We start from the raw sequence: 17,972 nt of genomic DNA on the forward strand, positions 1-17,972 counted from the left end.
AATTAATGCGCAAAAGCTAAGAATAGGATGATATACAAGCATATTGTTCTGTGTTCTTTTTTACTACTACTATCTACGCAAGGTTGTAAGATTAAACGAAATGTGGCTCATAAAAATGCACCGCTACATGGGATTTGGAATCTAGTAAATGTAAAAGGCGGGTTTGAAGCTATTGACGTTAGTTATGAAGAAAGGGAGATAACTTGGTCTTTTAATGAAATTGACCGAAAGCTAACGGTAGTAAATAATTTGCTTGGGAATGAATTGTATTGGGTCTCTTCGGGAACTCATGAATACGATATGCAGCAAACGAATGGATATACATACCTGGTAATCGAAAAATTCCACCTAAGATTGGTAACCATAGATGAAAAGCACCTTAAGGTTGTTCAAAGCATAGTAATGCATGGGGTAGGTGTTAGTGAATATACCCTGTACTTTGAAAAACTTAATTAAGTTTAGTCTTTTGTCTATACTCACTAGGTGTTAGTCCTGTTTTCTTCTTGAATACCGTGTTAAAAACAGATCTAGAAGTAAACCCGGTAGAGTACATAACTTCCTTAATTGGTAAAAGAGTGCCTTTTCCTTCTTCAAGTAAATTTTTGGCTTCGTCTACCCTAAGGGAATTAATATAGTCTGAAAAGTTCTTTCCTTCTATTCTATTAATAGTCTGGGATAAAACTCTAGGATGTACCTCTAAGGCTTCTGCTAATGAGTCCAGGTTTATGTCCTGCTCAAGATAAGATCTGTTCTTTTCCATGTACCTGTTAAGCTCCTTTGATATAGACGTTAAATATTCCCTGTTATCGTTTTTTGAACCATCGGAGTATTTACTCCTATTCATGGCCGCAATTTTCACATCGTCACCTGTAATCCCTAGGAAATAGTTTGGATTTATAATTCCATGGTAAATGATCCAGTTAACGAAAACCAATACGCCTATCAAAACAAAATATCCAATAGAGAGCTCCTTTCCCATAAATTGGAAACTCACGCTGTAACTCTCGATAATGCTAAGAATGCTGTTAATGACACAAATGAATAGTAGCGCCAAGAGCCAGTTGGTTTCCAAACCGATGCCCTTAGCGGTAACCTGGGGTATGGTCTTTCTGTATACGATTATCTTTCGAAGGGCTAGTAGAAAATAAATAAGCATTGTGGGGAGTAGAAGGGGATGCAGAAAGTCACAATAACCATATCCAAGTATAGAGGTTATATAAATAAAAGCTCCTGGTAAGAAATGCAATGCATCTAGAGGCTTAAAAACCTTTTCTTTTATCAAACTAAATTCAACAAAAAGAAATATCAATGGACCATATAGAAAACCAAAGGAGCACATATATAATGGGGGATTAATTAAGTATTCATTGATTAATAAATAATTTATTGCAAACTGAACACCTACGAGCAATAGATTAAGTGACAAGAAAATATTGCTCGATTTTCTATTGTATTTAGGAGTAAGTAGGACAGTACCAAAAAAAAGGCTCAACCAAATTATTATTGTGTATAGTGCGTTGATGAAGTCTATTTTCATGGGTTGATTGAATTAATACCTCTTAAGGCCATAGGAATTGTAAAATACCAAATTTTGGCATCTAGTTTACGCCACTATAAACGTAGACAATAATAAATCATTGAAGATATCTTCAGAATTTATTTGCCTGTTAAAGAATTCATAAATGAAGTTCTACTTTATGAATCCAAACAATACTGCACCTCATTTTAACTGCGATTTTTGAAAACAGAATGAGATTAAGTATAAAGTCTCCATAGAGACAGTTATTCATTTTTCGCATGGTATGTTAAAGGAGTTCTATTTTATGAAATAAGATCACATAGGAATTTTTACGAACAGACTTTGAATTTATTACCTGTAGGTTTGGTCAAAACCAAAAAGTGAGATCATGAAAATAGGAGTCCTCTTCGTCCTTTTCTATCAAGGCATGCTATGCGTTAATGCACAAATTGTGGACATTCCAGATTACAATTTCAAAAATGATCTAGTGAATACCCTATGTGTGGACATTGATCGAGATGGAATTGCAGATGATGATGTGGATACCAACAATGACGGTAAAATCCAACTATCCGAGGCCAAAGCAGTATTGTGGTTAGACATATCTAAATCCTCGACCACTCCGGACCGACAAAAAGTTAGGTCCCTTGAAGGGATTGAGGCATTTTCTAACCTAACTAGCTTATGGGTGAGTCATAACCTACTGGAAGAATTGGATGTTGCCAACCAATCAAATCTTAAAACTCTCCTCTGTTTTAATAACAAATTAAGCGTATTGGATGTAACACAAAGCCCCAACTTAGAATTTCTAGGCATAATTGCGAATCCTTTACAAGAGCTCAGTGTACCACAAAATCCCAATTTGGAAGTACTGCTATGTGTCATGGACGATATGGCCGAATTGAATGTAAACCGGAGCCCTTTTCTTAGTCATCTCATTTTGGGTAGCTCCTCTTGGGAGGTTTTTGATAATTCAAATGGGCTTACCCTAATTTGTTCCAATAAGAATATGGATACTCTATATACTAGCAACGATGCAAAGTTAGAAGGTGCATTCTGTTCTGGGAACTAATTAAGTGCTCGGGATGTTAAATCGTAACCGAGCTATGTAGAATAGTAATCTAAGATTTAAAATAACACTGTGAATTTGAAAAATGGAATGAAAACCAATACAAAATACATAGCCGTTTGCTTTTTATTTCTTTTTGCCTGCTCCTCAAGGGAAAGCAATGATAAGAAGATTCGAAAAAGGGTATCCGGCTATTTTGAAACATACCAAGAGCGTAAAGATTTTAGCTCATTTATGGAGTACTATGATGATAGCATTGTACTCATAGATATTATTAATGGGGATAGCATCGCAGGAAAAGAAGCGCTCTCAAACTTCTTCAATTGGCATAACCCGAGTTTAAAAGGCTTAAGTGATGATGCCTTGATTGTAGAAACTCAAACAATTGAAGGGAATCGGGTAGTTACGTCAGGCTATTTTACCGAATTTGAATGGAATGACACAAAATTTGAAGCCATGGATTTTATAATTGTTCATGTTTTCAATGACGATTTTAAGATTATTGAGCAGATAGATTGGATTAATTATCCACAAAATCTTCTGACTCCCAAAAACCAAAACGATTTGGATACATTGATGGAAGGTGAAAGTGAAAGTGAAAAACAGCTCGTAGGAACTTGGAAGTTGATAGAGCTTGCCGATTTCGACCCCACTTCAAAACGATGGATATATCCCTTTGGGAAAGGAGCCCAAGGGCATTTCACTTACACCGCGGGCAATATTGTTACCATAAATATTTTTAACGAGATCCCAATAAATACTTCCAAAGATTCAATAAACAAGGTTCTTTTTTCATTCGAAGATATATTATTGAACTCGGCGGCCTATTTCGGAGAATACTCCATAGACGAGGCCAATGGGATACTAACACATCATGTTAAGGGAGGCGCAGTCCCCTGGTATATAGATACCAACCAATCGAGACCTTTCAGATTAGAAAACGACACCCTGTACATTGGAGATATGGTTAATTGGAAGAGGATTCTAATAAAGGTCGATTGAATGGTTAGGGAAGTGTTCGGAATTATTTATCTGTAGGAAATCGAACAAGGCCCAAAATTTAAAGGGAGCCGCTATATGTTTGGATGTATCCAAACGGTCGATTAAGCCATAGTGCAGAAATTAGATTTGTCATCGAAAATTAAACTTTAAGATTATGCGAATTAAAACAATTACATTATGCCTCTTGAGCTTTTCATCATTTTGGTTAGGAGCTCAGACCGTTACTACTTTTACGGGAGGTACACCAGACGACGCAATTACTATCGACAGTAATGGGAATATTTATGTGTCTCAATATAGTGGAGATACGGTTTTTAAATTCACGCCTTCAGGGGATGTTTCTTCATTTGTAACAGGTTTAAATACTCCGAATGGTTTGGCATTCAATTCCAATGAAGAGCTATTTATCTGTGATGGACAAGGCAATATGGTATATAAATATGATACCGATGGGAATTTGTTGCAATCCTTTGCAATCGATGGTCATCCATCCGGAATAATTAAAGATCATGACAGCGAAAACATGATCATTACTAGATACGTAGGAAATACAATAATCGAACTTTCTCCAGATGGGACCATTACGGAAATATCCGCTGCAGAGGGGCTAAATGGACCGGTAGGCTTGGCATTTGATGAAAACGGGACTCTTTTTGTGGGTAATTTTACCGATCGGGATGTTTATAAAGTAGAAGCAGATGGTAGCATCGATTACATCGCCACTGTTGGTGATGAGGGTAATTTGGGTTTTATTGACTATGCCCATGGTACCCTTTGGGGAACTGCATTTCAGGAAAATAAAATTTATACAATAAACCCAGATGGAATAAACGATACCGAGGTATTCACGGGAAGTATTGCCGGAGGTGATGATGGCGATATTTCTGTAGCAACATTTAACCAACCTAACGGAATTTTATTCGATGACTCTGAAGACACCATGTATGTCAGCGATTTTGGCTCCAAGAATTTGAGGATTATTTCGGGTTTTACCCTGGGTTTCGGAGACACCGAATTGGGAAGTGAAGTATTGACCGTAGTTCCCAATCCGGTTTATGACAACTTACAGCTGAAAGGCAGTCTTTTAGAAGGAACCTATACAGTTACACTTTACAATGTTTTGGGAGAGTTACTTTATAAAGAATCTATTCTTGCAATAGAGAATAGGACTTTAGCAGAAATGAATATTTCACATCTAAGTTCGGGGATTTATTTAGTTAAGGTCTCCAATAGCGGAACAACCATTACCAAAAAGTTGATTAAGAAGTAGACAGGCTTCAAGACTAGGTTTCTTTTTAATAGTTGCTCAACACAGAAATCATCCGGTGAAAATTGCTTTGGAGAAGAAACGAGGAAAATACATGATTAATGAAGCCTTTTAATATTCATAGCGATCATTTAGGTTATAGGATGAATATCCTAATCAGTGTCTTGGGAAAAATAGCATTCCCGTTGAAGCAAGGATTGAGATTGGAATGCATAAAGGATATAAAGTACATCCTTGAGAAAAGCGGTCGGACAGAGGTCCATTTGGTAGATGGGAGAATGCTAGTAGTTCCTGAAAGTCTAGCGTATTATGAAGAGCGACTGGTTTCCGATGGCTTTATGCTTTTACATCCTAAGGCGCTGATTAATTTTTTTCACTTAATGGAGCTAGATCTTTCCGGTGAGGGTAAAATTGTTATGTGCGATGGGAAACAATTGTCTGTATCACCAGAGAATATTCAGGTTATTGAAAAATGCTTGCATGAAAATATGTAGGCAATTTAAACACTCCCTATCACAGTACAACCAAGCCTATGAATGAATTTGAAAATTCTATTCCATGATTAGAAAACATAGAGATCAGGATCTTGATCAGATTATAAAAGTCTGGTTGGAATCATCAAGATTAGCCCATCCATTTCTGAACTCCGATTTTGTTGAGAAAGTTAAATCAGATATGGTCCATATCTACATACCGAATTCCGAAACATGGGTATATGAAGTTGATAATTTAATACTTGGATTTATAAGTATGCAGGACAATGAAATTGGGGGGTTATTTGTGCAACCAAGTCATTTGTCGAAAGGGATTGGAACAAAACTAGTCAATTTTATAAGAAAGGAACACTCAATTTTAGAGGTTGAAGTATTTGAAAAAAATATAATTGGAAGAACATTTTATCGAAAGTATGGTTTCGAAAGAGTTAAGAAATACATACATAAAGAAAGTGCGAATGCAGTTTTGAGATTGAGACTTAAATGTTAGGTCGAAACTACTCAGAGTACAATTAAATCTACACTATTTGAATTTAGCGAATTCATCCCACTTTGTGCGATGATAAAGGAATTATAGGGTCCATATAGAAGTGGGCCCCACGGACTTTAACAACATAAAAACAAACACAAAATGAAAAAAGAGAATTTACTTTTAATCACCCTAACAATGCTTATTTCATTAACATCAATATCACAAACTGTAACAACGGTTAGCGAGGAATCCCCGGACGATGGGATTGCTCTGGATAGCAATGGAAATGTATACCTGTCAGAATTTTCGGCCGGAAGAATCCTTAAATACGATACGGCAGGAGAAATGACAGTTTTTATTGAAGGTTTAACCTCTTGCAATGGCATTGCTTTTGACTCCAACGACAATCTATTTGTGTGTGATTATTTTGGTCAAGCCATTGTAAAGTTTGACAGTGACGGAAACCAATTAGCTTCGTATCCGGTCACGGGAAATGCATCTGGAATTATTAAAGATTTCGATAGTGATGATATGATATTTTGCACCTATGATGAGAACAGCATCTACAGATTGGCAATCGATGGTACTATAACTGAAATAGCTTCTGGCGGTGATCTCAACGGCCCTGTAGGTTTGGCTATGGGGGATGACGGTTCCTTGTATGCCGGTAATCTTAACGATGCTAAGATTTATAGAGTGTCGTCAAGTGGAGCTCTCGAATTTATAGCCCAGATAGTTCCAGGAGATGGCGGTTCGTTTTTGGGGTTCATTACGTATGCTCAAGGAAGTCTATGGGGGACCATGCTCGATTCCCATGAAATTTATAGCATTAACCCGAATGGAATTGATGATATAACCCATTTTGCGGGAAGTGCCGAAGGGAGTATGGACGGAGATATCTCTGTGGCAACATTCAGCTTTCCAAGTGGGATATTATTTAATAGTGCGGGAGACAGAATGTATATTACAGATTCAGGTACTCAGAATCTTAGAATTATTTCGGGAATCCCATTGTCAACAAAGGATTACGATTTAGCAAAGAATGATTTTTTCGTATCCCCGAATCCAACAAGTACTATTTTAAATGTAAGACTCCCTTCAACTTTGAATGGTGCATACTCCGTTAGAATAATGGATAGTCTAGGCAAAGTAGTCTTTTACCACAAGAACATTACAGGTAGTACTAATGTGGATTCGAGAATGGAACTGGACATAAGCAGTTTCAACAATGGTTTGTACTTTATAGAAGCCTATAATGGACGATCTACATTCACTAAGAAATTAATTAAACTATAGAACAGCAATTCGTACATGTTTCAATTTGGAGAGGCCTAAGTGAATATACTTTTCCTTAATGGTACTACCTAAATTAGTTATGGAGCGGTAAGGAACTCAGAAGCATATGAGTTTTAGCTTGCTGCTCTTTGTATATGAAGGGCTATTTGATTCTATTTGATATTTTTGCACTGCTCGGGAGCCATTTCCATTATTCCTTCCCGGGTTGTTTATATTATCAAAAATTGAGACTAGATTTTGGAAGAAAGTCCATTTTCCCGCGTAATCCCAGAAACACCCAAGACACCAGGTTGGATGGTGGTGGTAGAAAAGTTAATTGCCGCTTTTTTCGCTTTTATAAGTATTGCCATGGCAGTGGTTACGTTAATGGCCCTGCAAAGGACTTTTGCCTTGGATTATGACAACGAGACGACACTGGATAAGCTGCGGGACTTTGTTGATACCTACGGATTTACGACCATAATTCTCTTATTATTCGGGATCGCGGGCGTTTTACTTTTTCTAAAACGAAAATGGGGTTGGATAGCGGCCTGTACGGCTGTCTACGTGTTTTTGTTTTGGTCCCTTTATAATATGGCACGAGTGTATCTCATAGATTCAAGACTCCCCAGTGCGTATGATGGGTTTATGGCCGTATACTTTGTAATTTTTGGTTATATCATCTACTTTCTCAATCGCAAGACCATTAGACAACGCTATTCTGTAACCAAAACAGATTATCTGCACCTTTTGTACTACTTCCTTTTTTTCAGCGCGTTGAGATTCTTGATTTTTCTGCTCTAAAATGAAGCTGCAGTATTAGCTTAATTGAGGTTGTGGAGCGGCTAGGGCTTCCAATCGCTTATATAACTTTTTCACTTTCTTTTTTGAAACACCTTTATGAACTGAAGAGACTTCCACTTCTTGTGAATCATCGTTTATTCTGAAGAATATTTGACTTGAAAAAAGCACTTCGTCCAACTGTGTGATCTTCAATTCGGACAAGTTCAGCTTTTTCTCCACTTCCTTTCTAAAGTATCTTTTGGTTTTAACGGAAAGGTATGCTTCCTCCGGAAAAATGCGAATGGATTGCACGTGTTTCTCCATCAAATCACTCACAGTCCAAATGAGTATCAAAACACTGACAGGAACAAAAACGTCGAATGCATCGGGGCCCTCGCCTCCCAACAGCAACGTCATTATAGAGTGAAAATTGAACATAAAAATGGAGCCTAAAACCAGTGCGGTCCATGTAGTTCCGAACTTATAGGTTCCTAGGTGCTTTTTATTTTCGAAAATGACTTCCAAATAGAATTGGAGTTAGATTTCCGTGAAAGTATCGATCATTTGAAGGAAAGTGGTTTTGTACTTCTCTTCGTATTCGGCCAAGGTCCATTCCATAACCATATACACGTTTTCCCTTCCTTCAATAAAGGTGATGATGTAGTAAATATCGTAGTCTACTTCGGGAACACGCGCGGTGAAAGCTACTTGTTCTGCATCCAAGCCATTTATGGTCACTTTTTTGGGAGTGGCATCGCTTAGCATGTTCATGCCTTCGGTAAAGTAGTCCATTTGTACATTGCGGTAATTGCCTGCAATGGATTGACCATCGTCATATTGGCCCAATTCTTTGAATACGTCAACAAAATCCGTTTTGTCTTCATCAATAATGGCAAGATACGTTTCCTTGAAAATATTCTGGAACTGCATTGAGGCATCGGCATTCAGATCCTCCGCTTTTTTCATGTACTTGGGGATCGAAATTTGGTACATCTGTAGGGCCGATTCTACCCTAAAATCGGAAGTGTCGAGATCTTCGGCACCTTTACCTCCAAAATTGCAGGAAGTAAACAATAAAAATAAAGAAATGACAGTTGAAAGGGCGATGATTTTTTTCATTGGTTTATTAGTTCTGTAGTTGGATCACCCAAGGTAGCTAAATTTCATCAGACGGCAATTACCAGAGCCTCATTTTCTTAACAATTTGAACCAATAATTGTTAATTACTTTACCGTATTTGGGTTTCAGTTTTTGCATCATAATTTTATATTAGCCTCTATTCTACCTACGATATGTCACAAACCCAGTATACCGAAGATAATATTCGTTCCCTCGATTGGAAGGAACACATCCGTATGCGTCCCGGAATGTATATCGGGAAGTTAGGGGATGGTTCTTCTCCGGATGATGGTATCTACATCCTATTGAAAGAAGTACTCGATAACTGTATCGACGAATTTGTGATGGGAGCGGGTAAGACTATCGAGATACGAATCAAGGACAAAGAAGTTCGGGTTCGTGACTATGGGCGGGGTATTCCCCTTGGGAAAGTGGTAGACGTGGTTTCCAAAATGAACACAGGAGGAAAATACGATACCCGTGCCTTTAAGAAATCCGTAGGTCTTAACGGGGTAGGTACCAAGGCGGTGAACGCCTTGTCCACATATTTCAAGGTAGAATCGGTTCGTGATGGTAAATTAAAAGCGGCCGAATTCGAACTTGGGGAACTTAAGAACGATGCCGATTTAGAAGATACCTCCAAACGAAAAGGAACCAAAGTAACCTTCATCCCTGATGAAGGCATTTTTAAAAACTACAAGTTCCGTACGGAATATGTAGGGAAGATGCTGAAAAACTATGTGTACCTCAATCCAGGACTCACCATAGATTTTAACGGGGAGAAATTTCATAGTCAGAATGGTTTAAAAGATCTTCTTGAAGACAACATGTCCCAAGAAGACATGCTATACCCTGTTATTCACTTACGTGGAAACGATATTGAAATAGGACTTACCCATAGCCGTACGCAGTACAGCGAAGAGTACCATAGTTTCGTAAACGGACAGAATACGACTCAAGGAGGGACGCACCAAGCTGCTTTCCGTGAAAGTATCGTAAAGACCATACGTGACTTCTATGGTCGTAATTACGACGCTAGCGACGTACGCAAGTCCATTATAGCTGCCATCAGCATTAAAGTAATGGAGCCCGTTTTTGAGAGTCAGACCAAAACAAAATTGGGTTCTACCGAAATGGGAGGCGGATTGCCAACCGTTCGTACCTACATTAACGATTTCATTAAGACGCAGCTCGATAACTACCTGCATAAGAATCCTGAGATTGCCGAGAAGATTCAGAAGAAGATCATTCAAGCAGAGAAGGAGCGTAAGGAATTGAGCGGAATTCGTAAACTGGCACGCGAACGTGCTAAAAAAGCCAGTCTACACAACAAAAAGTTGAGGGATTGCCGTGTTCACTTGGGCGATACGAAAAACGAAAGAAGCTTGGAAACCACCCTGTTCATTACGGAGGGTGATTCGGCGAGTGGAAGTATCACTAAGAGTAGGGATGTGAACACCCAGGCCGTTTTCAGCTTAAAAGGGAAACCTTTAAATAGTTACGGTCTTAGTAAAAAGATCGTATATGAAAACGAGGAATTCAACTTGTTGCAGGCGGCGCTAAACATCGAAGATTCTTTAGAAGACCTTAGATACAACAATATTGTAATCGCAACGGATGCCGATGTGGATGGAATGCACATTCGTTTGTTGCTTATTACATTCTTCCTTCAGTTTTTCCCAGAACTCATTAAAGAAGGGCATTTGTACATTCTACAAACCCCATTGTTTAGGGTTCGGAACAAAAAGGAAACTATTTACTGCTATACAGAAGAAGAGCGTGTAAATGCGATCGAAAAGTTGAAGCCCAAGCCAGAAATTACGCGATTTAAGGGATTGGGTGAGATTTCCCCAGACGAATTCAAGCATTTCATAGGGGAAGATATGCGCTTGGATCCAGTAATGCTGGACAAAGCGATGAGTATTGAAGAATTACTGAAATTCTACATGGGTAAGAACACTCCCGATAGACAGGAATTCATCATCAATAACCTAAAAGTAGAATTGGACAAAGTAGAAGAGTAAAACACTACATCATAATAAAACCTAGTCTGCCCCAGAGGCGGTCTTTTTATGAACGACGAAAACGAACATAACGAAGAAGAACTAAACCCTGAAGATTTGCACGAGCAAAACGGAGAGGATATGGATATGGACGAAGGGGATTCTGGAGAAACCATTACCCGGGTCACTGGAATGTACCGTGACTGGTTTTTAGACTACGCCAGTTATGTAATCCTGGAACGTGCTGTTCCTGCCATAGAAGACGGTTTTAAGCCCGTACAGCGTCGTATTATGCATTCTATGAAGGACTTGGACGATGGACGCTATAACAAAGTAGCAAACATCGTAGGGCATACCATGCAGTACCATCCGCACGGAGACGCTAGTATTGCGGATGCTATGGTGCAGATTGGGCAAAAGGACTTGCTCATCGATACGCAAGGGAACTGGGGAAATATCCTTACTGGAGACCGTGCAGCAGCTTCACGTTATATCGAAGCACGGCTGTCCAAGTTTGCTCTGGACGTGGTCTACAATCCGAAAATTACCGACTGGCAGGCTTCCTATGATGGGCGTAAGAAAGAGCCTATTAACCTGCCTGTAATGTTTCCATTGCTATTGGCACAGGGAGCAGAAGGTATTGCCGTAGGGCTTTCTACCAAGGTATTACCGCACAACTTTATTGAATTGATCGATGCTTCTATAAAGCATTTGCAAGGCAAGCGCTTTACGTTGGTGCCCGATTTTCCAACGGGTGGTATTGTAGATGTAACCAACTATAATGATGGGATACGCGGTGGAAAGATTCGCAGTAGGGCCCGTATGAATCAGTTGGATAAGTCCACTTTGGTCATTACCGAAATTCCGTTTGGAACTACTACGACCAGCTTGATCGATTCTATCTTAAAAGCAAACGATAAGGGTAAAATCAAGGTGAAGAAAATAGAGGATAACACCGCTGCAGATGTGGAGATCCTCGTCCATTTGCCGAGTGGGATTTCGCCTGACAAAACTATAGATGCCTTATACGCCTTTACCAATTGTGAGACATCGATTTCTCCATTAGGGTGCGTTATTGAAGACAACAGACCTCTGTTCATTGGTGTTTCCGAGATGCTTCGCCGTTCTACCGATCGTACGGTAGAATTGCTGAAAAGTGAGTTGGAAATTCAGCTGAATGAACTGGAAGAGCAATGGCATTTTGCTTCCTTGGAGCGTATTTTCATTGAAAACAGAATCTATCGTGATATTGAGGAAGAAGAGACCTGGGAAGGCGTTATTTCGGCCATCGACAAAGGCTTGAAACCCCATGTAAAACATTTAAAGCGCAAGGTAACCGAAGAGGATATCGTTCGATTAACGGAGATTCGAATTAAGCGTATCTCTAAATTCGATATCGATAAAGCCCAACAAAAGATTGATGCCTTAGAGGACAGCATTGCCCAGGTAAAGCATCATTTGGAGCACCTTATTGAATATTCCATAGATTACTTCAAACGACTGAAGAAGGATTATGCCGAGGGGAAAGAGCGCAAAAGTGAAATTCGCGTATTCGACGATATTCAGAAGACCAAGGTGGTGATCCGAAATACCAAACTCTATGTGAATAGGGAAGAAGGTTTTGTGGGAACCAGTATGCGTCGGGAAGAATATGTGACCGATTGTAGCGATATCGATGACATTATTGTCTTTACACAAGATGGAAGGATGGTGGTAACCAAGGTAGATTCCAAAACCTTCGTAGGGAAAGGAATCATACACGTGGCTGTCTTTAAGAAAAAGGACAAGCGCACCACCTATAATATGATTTATAAAGACGGGACACGAGGTGCGACCTATGTGAAGCGCTTCAATGTGACGGCCGTTACGCGTGATAAGGAATACCATCTTACCCAAGGAAACAAGGGAAGTAAGGTATTGTACTTTACTGCCAATCCGAATGGAGAGGCAGAAATAGTGACCATTTTACTTCGCCAGAGTGGAAGCATTAAAAAGTTGAAATGGGATCTCGATTTTGCCGATCTTATGGTGAAAGGACGTGGCTCCAAAGGGAATATCGTAACCAAGTACCCAGTGAAGCGTATAGAACTCAAGGAAAAGGGTCTTTCCACGCTAAAACCCCGTAAAATTTGGTTCGATGATACCGTACAACGATTGAACCTTGATGGAAGAGGGGAATTGTTGGGAGAGTTTAAAAGTGAGGACAGACTGCTTATCGTGAAGCAGAATGGAGTTATAAAAACGGCCATTCCAGAAGTTACCATGCACTTCGATGACGATATGGTCGTGTTGGAAAAATGGATTCCAAACAAACCGCTTTCTGCTATTTATTGGGAAGGAGAAAAAGAGCTTTTCTATGTGAAACGCTTCTTGATTGACAATCCAGATCGCGATGAAAGTGTAATTACCGATCACCCTAAATCCTACCTAGAACGCATTTTTACAGTCCATAGACCTATGGCTGAGGTAGTTTTCGTTAAGGAGCGAGGAAAGGATCGTAAGGAAAACTTAGAAGTGAACCTAGAGGAGTTCATTTCCGTGAAGGGAATTACCGCTATGGGGAATCAGTTAACTAAAAGTAAGGTTTTGGAAATCAATGAATTGGATCCTTTGCCTTATGAAGAGCCCGAGCCAATAGCACCAGAGGAAATAGAAGTGGTGGAAGAAGAGGCTGTTACAGGTAATGGAGCTGATAATTCCGATTCCAAAACCGAGACTTCTTCAGGAGATAATACACCTTCGGACTTGGACGATGACGAAGGACAGACTACCTTGTTTTAGACGGGTGCATCGTAACCTGCCGATGCTGTAAATCTTTACATAGATGAAAAATTTCTTTACCGAGTTCAAGAATTTTGCCGTAAAGGGCAATATGATCGATATGGCCATCGGTATTATTATCGGTACGGCCTTCAATAATGTGGTAAATGTCATCGTAAAAAAAGTGGCACTTCCGCCGCTTTCTTTACTTACCGATGGGGTCAATTTCAGAAATAAAAAATATGTGCTTCGCGAAGCTTCCGAAGGCGTGGAAGAAGTCGCCATAGCCTATGGGGAATTGATCGAAGTCTTTATCGATTTTGTCATTATTGCCTTTACGATTTTCGTAGTGATAAAAGTGATGAACCGCTTTAAATCCAAAGCAGAAGATCCTAAGGATGAAGCCGTGGAAACGCCCAAAAACATTGAGTTGCTCGCCAATATTGAGCGCTTGTTGGAAGAGCAAAACACCCTGTTAAAGAAAGGGGAATAGGGTTTATACCGACACTCTATTTTTCAGGAATAATGCCTCATTTTCCTCTACAAACCTTTCTAGGGTTGCAAAGAAATTCAAGATTACATCTTTGTCGTTATTCACGTTAATGGTGACCAATCGCACGAATTCGCGATCCCCAAAAGAACCATATCCTACCAATAATTGTGAGTGTTCATAGAGCAATGTACACAGATCTCGAGCCGGAATGCCTTTGTAGTTAAAGCATACCGAGATGGAATCGTCGATACTAAAATCCTCATAATCTTCATGATTTCTCACGTAATCCCTAGCTACATCGGCCAATTCGAACTGTTTATTCACCATTCCTTCCAATCCTTGGGTTCCTACACTTTTCCAAAGTGTCCAGAATTTTAGGGCATCATTACGACGACCGCATTGTAAAGAGGTTTTTCCTAGGTTGAAATCGTCGTGATCTGTTTGATATAGATAACTAGCGTCGTTTGAGAAACTGTCGTATAGATACTTTTTGTCCTTCACCATTAACAAAGAGCAGGTGAGTGGTGTCCCCATCATTTTGTGAGCATTTAGGCTGAAAGAATCCACTTTTTCCAAGCCTTTCAGCAAATGGGTATATTTTTTACTGAAGATGACAGAACCACAGTAGGCTCCGTCTACATGAAACCAAATATTGTATGTATGACAAATACCTGCAATGGCATCTACGTTATCGAAGGCCCCGAGCACAGTAGTTCCGGCTGTTGCGTTCACTAAAGTGGGAACATACCCCTCGTTGATATCTTGCACAATTGCTGCTTCTAATGCGTCTACATCCATGCGCCCTACTTCATCTACGGCTATACTTCGTACCTGATTGCGTCCAATACCACTAAAAGCTGCATTTTTAGGAGTGCTGTAGTGTGATTCGGCAGAGGTATACACGGTAAGATTGTTTTTTACGCCTTCATATCGTGCCTCGTTTTGTTTGGAGTCCCTAGCCATGAGCATTCCCATAAAATTGGTCATGGATCCACCGGAAGCGAAGGTACCGCCTGCATTTTCGTCCCATCCAATAATATCGCACACCTTGCGCAATACAGCCTTTTCTACCCCTATCATAGGGCCGGCGGCCTTGTACGTATACATACTATTGTTGAGCATGACCGAAAGAAGGTCTCCCAAAATGGCTTTATCATTGCGCCCACCAAATAGTTGGTTGAAAAAAGCATTGGTGGCCGTGCGTGGCGCTTTAAAAACCAAATCTTGAAGGATGGTGGCAAGATCTTCTTCCGAAATTGGGTGTTCTTCCAAATCCAAATCCATGCGCTCAAACAGCTCGCCAGAGGGAACAAATTCGGCTACGGGATTTTTGGTTTCATCTTCTAATAGATTATGAACGATTTGTTGGAAGAGTTCCAAGGATTTTTTCATAGCAATTCTCTAACTATTTAACTTTAACGGCAGTTCCCTTTTCCTTGCCCGTCCCACCAACAATGCCATATTCGAAGGTATAGCTTTGGTTGTCGGTGGATAGTATCCTTATATGGACGGCTTTCTTTTCTGCCATGTTTTTGGGGTTTATTTTTTTTACGATATACTCACAGTCATTGATCCATCGAATGGAGGAGGTATCTGCCTTTCCTCGAAAATAATCAATTTCTATAGAATCGTTTCGTACAAAGGTAGTCGTTTCAATTTCCGTTCCTATCAAAGCTTCGAAAGTAAATGTTCCAGTTTTAAAATCGGAACAATTGCGTTCGGGTGGGGAAAAACAGCTTGAAAGTAAAAAAAGGAAGAAAATCGCAAAAAATGGGCGCATATTGGGATTTTATACAAATTTACGAAGAACGTCCCTATCTATATGCCTTAAAACTTCCGTCTTTGTAAAAAATTATGATTTGGTCAATTTCTGAATCATTTTTCGGGAGTGGGGGTTTCTTTTCTTCGAAAGACGTCACCGGAGTAATTTCTGGTTTTTGATTTTCCTGCTCAGGATTTTCTTGAGGAGGTTGATGAAAAAGATCTTCGGCTTTCGGAATTTGTTTTTCAGGAATTGCCTCTTTCGAAGTGGAAGGGAAGGTTCCCTTGCCGTTCAACAACCAATACAATTCTACCTCTGGAAATTCTTCCAAGACCTTCATGACAAATTCCAAACTGGGCTTGTTTCTACCCGATAGGAGATGAGAAATTGTGGAGCGGTTGAAGGAGATTTTTTCGGAAAAAGCAGTGGCAGATAATCCATAAAACTCAAGGATTTTCTGCAGTCTTTTCGAAAATTCTAAGGTGTTTACCATTGTAACTTCAGCAAAAGAAAAACTTTGTTACAAATGTAATCAAGGCAGTTGGAAAGAACAAGTTACATTTGTAAACATGAGTGCATATTATTGAATATTTAGTTTAAATAATATAACATAAGTACCTGAAATAAAATTACTTAATTTTAAAATCAAATCAAATTGTTAAATTTCACGGTACTGTTGTAAACTTCCACATCCTTTTGTTTACAACGATTAACATAAATGAATCCAAATCTTGATTACAATTGTAAACTTATAGATGTTTACTTTTGTAAACGACAATACTTGCTATGGAAATTGAAACTTGGTATCAACGACATTTTGAATCACTATTACAGGGGCGTTATATTCAGTTAAAACACCTCGAACCACTCTTGGATTTTTATGCCAAAAAATTCAAAATCGAAACCGTTGGACATTCCGTTAAAGGACAAAAAATTGTTTCCATAACCATTGGTAACGGACCCGAAAAAGTACTGGCTTGGTCACAAATGCACGGAAATGAATCGACCACTACGAAGGCACTTTTCGATTTCTTTGCTTTTATTTCACAAGAAGAAGATCATCAAAATACCATTACAGACTTCTTAAACAACTATACTTTTTGTGTGATTCCTATCCTAAATCCAGATGGATCCGCCGCTTATACACGTGAAAATGCCAATGGAATAGACTTAAATAGGGATGCCAAGAAGCTTTCTCAACCAGAAAGTAAGGTCTTACGGGATGTTTTTGAAGCTTTTCAGCCGGATTTGTGCCTTAATTTGCACGATCAGCGTACCTTATATGGTCTATCTTCGGGAAAAACCGCTACAGTTTCATTCTTATCGCCTGCTGCCAATGAAAACAGAACGGTTACTAAGTCCCGTAGGGTGGCTATGGAGCTTATCTCCCGTATGGCGACAGTACTTTCGGATATGTTACCAGGGCATATAGGACGCTATGACGATACTTTTAATGAGAATTGCGTAGGAGACACCTTTCAATCCAAGTCAGTGCCAACTATTTTATTCGAGGCAGGTCATTATCCTGGCGATTATGCGCGTGAAATAACACGTAAGTATGTTTTCTATGCTTATTTGGTGTTGTTTGGACTGTATCCCGAAGGAGAGGTAGATCGTATTCCATATACTTCCATACCCGAAAATGAAAAAAACTTCAGGGATATTATACTGCGCAATGTTCGTTTTGAAGGATCGGACGGGGAAGAGGATATTGCATTGCAGTATGAGGAATATTTGGAAGGGGATAAAATTGCAATGGTTCCTGTAGTCGATTCTGTAGGCAAATTATCCAATTATTTGGGTCATAAGGAACTAGATTTGGAAGGAGCCGAAATATTGCTGAATTTTCACGAAAACGTTTTCGAAGGTGAGAAAGTTTCAACGATTGTTAATAAAAACGCAAATAATCAGGTTTTTTTCAAAGATTCCTTCGACGTTTTTTAGCTAAAAAAAG

General features: G+C 39.4%; 18 protein-coding genes. 12 read left to right on the forward strand and 6 right to left on the reverse strand.

Annotation, left to right across the window (positions count from 1 at the left end):
- The first annotated feature begins 27 nt into the window (after positions 1-27).
- A complete protein-coding gene (locus POV27_RS08055) occupies positions 28-456 on the forward strand; it encodes a hypothetical protein (RefSeq protein WP_272862238.1) in 429 nt (142 codons plus the stop codon).
- Here POV27_RS08055 and POV27_RS08060 read toward each other — a convergent pair.
- On the reverse strand, positions 449-1,537 hold the full coding sequence (locus tag POV27_RS08060; protein ID WP_272862239.1) for a helix-turn-helix domain-containing protein: 1,089 nt from the start codon (positions 1,535-1,537) through the stop codon (positions 449-451). The genes POV27_RS08055 and POV27_RS08060 overlap by 8 nt on opposite strands.
- A gap of 370 nt (positions 1,538-1,907) precedes the next feature.
- On the opposite strand from POV27_RS08060, the gene POV27_RS08065 reads away from it, so the two are divergent.
- The 7 genes from POV27_RS08065 to POV27_RS08095 all read left to right on the forward strand — a co-directional run bounded on the left by POV27_RS08065 (position 1,908) and on the right by POV27_RS08095 (position 7,902).
- The gene (locus tag POV27_RS08065; RefSeq protein WP_272862240.1) at positions 1,908-2,591 is read left to right on the forward strand and encodes a leucine-rich repeat domain-containing protein; all 684 of its coding nucleotides are present in this window, start codon (positions 1,908-1,910) and stop codon (positions 2,589-2,591) included.
- Between the two features lie 87 nt (positions 2,592-2,678).
- Positions 2,679-3,590 (forward strand): lipocalin-like domain-containing protein, encoded by a 912-nt coding sequence (locus POV27_RS08070; RefSeq protein ID WP_272862241.1) that lies wholly within the window; start codon positions 2,679-2,681, stop codon positions 3,588-3,590.
- Between the two features lie 154 nt (positions 3,591-3,744).
- Positions 3,745-4,860 carry a virginiamycin B lyase family protein gene (locus POV27_RS08075; RefSeq protein WP_272862242.1) on the forward strand — a complete coding sequence of 372 codons (1,116 nt, stop codon included), beginning with the start codon at positions 3,745-3,747 and terminating at the stop codon, positions 4,858-4,860.
- Between the two features lie 98 nt (positions 4,861-4,958).
- Entirely contained in the window at positions 4,959-5,351 is a 393-nt protein-coding gene (locus POV27_RS08080) for a LytTR family transcriptional regulator DNA-binding domain-containing protein (RefSeq protein WP_272862243.1), read from the forward strand.
- A 64-nt stretch (positions 5,352-5,415) separates the two neighbouring features.
- Positions 5,416-5,841 (forward strand): GNAT family N-acetyltransferase, encoded by a 426-nt coding sequence (locus tag POV27_RS08085; RefSeq protein ID WP_272862244.1) that lies wholly within the window; start codon positions 5,416-5,418, stop codon positions 5,839-5,841.
- Positions 5,842-5,982: 141 nt separating this feature from the next.
- Entirely contained in the window at positions 5,983-7,119 is a 1,137-nt protein-coding gene (locus tag POV27_RS08090) for a virginiamycin B lyase family protein (protein ID WP_272862245.1), read from the forward strand.
- Between the two features lie 237 nt (positions 7,120-7,356).
- Entirely contained in the window at positions 7,357-7,902 is a 546-nt protein-coding gene (locus POV27_RS08095) for a hypothetical protein (protein WP_272862246.1), read from the forward strand.
- Between the two features lie 15 nt (positions 7,903-7,917).
- Here POV27_RS08095 and POV27_RS08100 read toward each other — a convergent pair whose 3' ends face one another.
- Entirely contained in the window at positions 7,918-8,406 is a 489-nt protein-coding gene (locus POV27_RS08100) for a hypothetical protein (RefSeq protein WP_272862247.1), read from the reverse strand.
- Between the two features lie 12 nt (positions 8,407-8,418).
- A complete protein-coding gene (locus tag POV27_RS08105; protein WP_272862248.1) occupies positions 8,419-9,000 on the reverse strand; it encodes a hypothetical protein in 582 nt (193 codons plus the stop codon).
- A gap of 173 nt (positions 9,001-9,173) precedes the next feature.
- Between POV27_RS08105 and POV27_RS08110 the strand changes: the two genes are divergently transcribed.
- The 3 genes from POV27_RS08110 to mscL all read left to right on the forward strand — a co-directional run bounded on the left by POV27_RS08110 (position 9,174) and on the right by mscL (position 14,256).
- Positions 9,174-11,024, forward strand: coding sequence for a DNA topoisomerase IV subunit B (locus POV27_RS08110; RefSeq protein ID WP_272862249.1), 1,851 nt, complete (start codon positions 9,174-9,176; stop codon positions 11,022-11,024).
- Between the two features lie 120 nt (positions 11,025-11,144).
- Positions 11,145-13,784, forward strand: coding sequence for a DNA gyrase/topoisomerase IV subunit A (locus POV27_RS08115; RefSeq protein WP_419179944.1), 2,640 nt, complete (start codon positions 11,145-11,147; stop codon positions 13,782-13,784).
- Positions 13,785-13,827: 43 nt separating this feature from the next.
- Positions 13,828-14,256 carry a large-conductance mechanosensitive channel protein MscL gene (gene mscL, locus POV27_RS08120; RefSeq protein ID WP_272862251.1) on the forward strand — a complete coding sequence of 143 codons (429 nt, stop codon included), beginning with the start codon at positions 13,828-13,830 and terminating at the stop codon, positions 14,254-14,256.
- Between the two features lie 3 nt (positions 14,257-14,259).
- Here the strand turns inward: mscL and POV27_RS08125 are convergent, their stop codons facing one another.
- The 3 genes from POV27_RS08125 to POV27_RS08135 are packed head-to-tail and all read right to left on the reverse strand — an operon-like array spanning position 14,260 to position 16,511.
- A complete protein-coding gene (locus POV27_RS08125; RefSeq protein WP_272862252.1) occupies positions 14,260-15,648 on the reverse strand; it encodes a pyridoxal phosphate-dependent decarboxylase family protein in 1,389 nt (462 codons plus the stop codon).
- Between the two features lie 13 nt (positions 15,649-15,661).
- Positions 15,662-16,036, reverse strand: a complete 375-nt coding sequence (locus POV27_RS08130; protein ID WP_272862253.1) for a DNA topoisomerase IV — start codon at positions 16,034-16,036, stop codon at positions 15,662-15,664.
- 34 nt (positions 16,037-16,070) lie between these two features.
- The gene (locus POV27_RS08135) at positions 16,071-16,511 is read right to left on the reverse strand and encodes a helix-turn-helix domain-containing protein (protein ID WP_272862254.1); all 441 of its coding nucleotides are present in this window, start codon (positions 16,509-16,511) and stop codon (positions 16,071-16,073) included.
- 293 nt (positions 16,512-16,804) lie between these two features.
- Here POV27_RS08135 and POV27_RS08140 point away from each other — a divergent pair, with 293 nt between their 5' ends.
- On the forward strand, positions 16,805-17,962 hold the full coding sequence (locus POV27_RS08140) for a M14 family metallopeptidase (protein ID WP_272862255.1): 1,158 nt from the start codon (positions 16,805-16,807) through the stop codon (positions 17,960-17,962).
- Positions 17,963-17,972: the final 10 nt, after the last annotated feature.

The organism is Aureisphaera galaxeae (assembly GCF_028561275.1).
Classification (GTDB): domain Bacteria; phylum Bacteroidota; class Bacteroidia; order Flavobacteriales; family Flavobacteriaceae; genus Aureisphaera; species Aureisphaera galaxeae.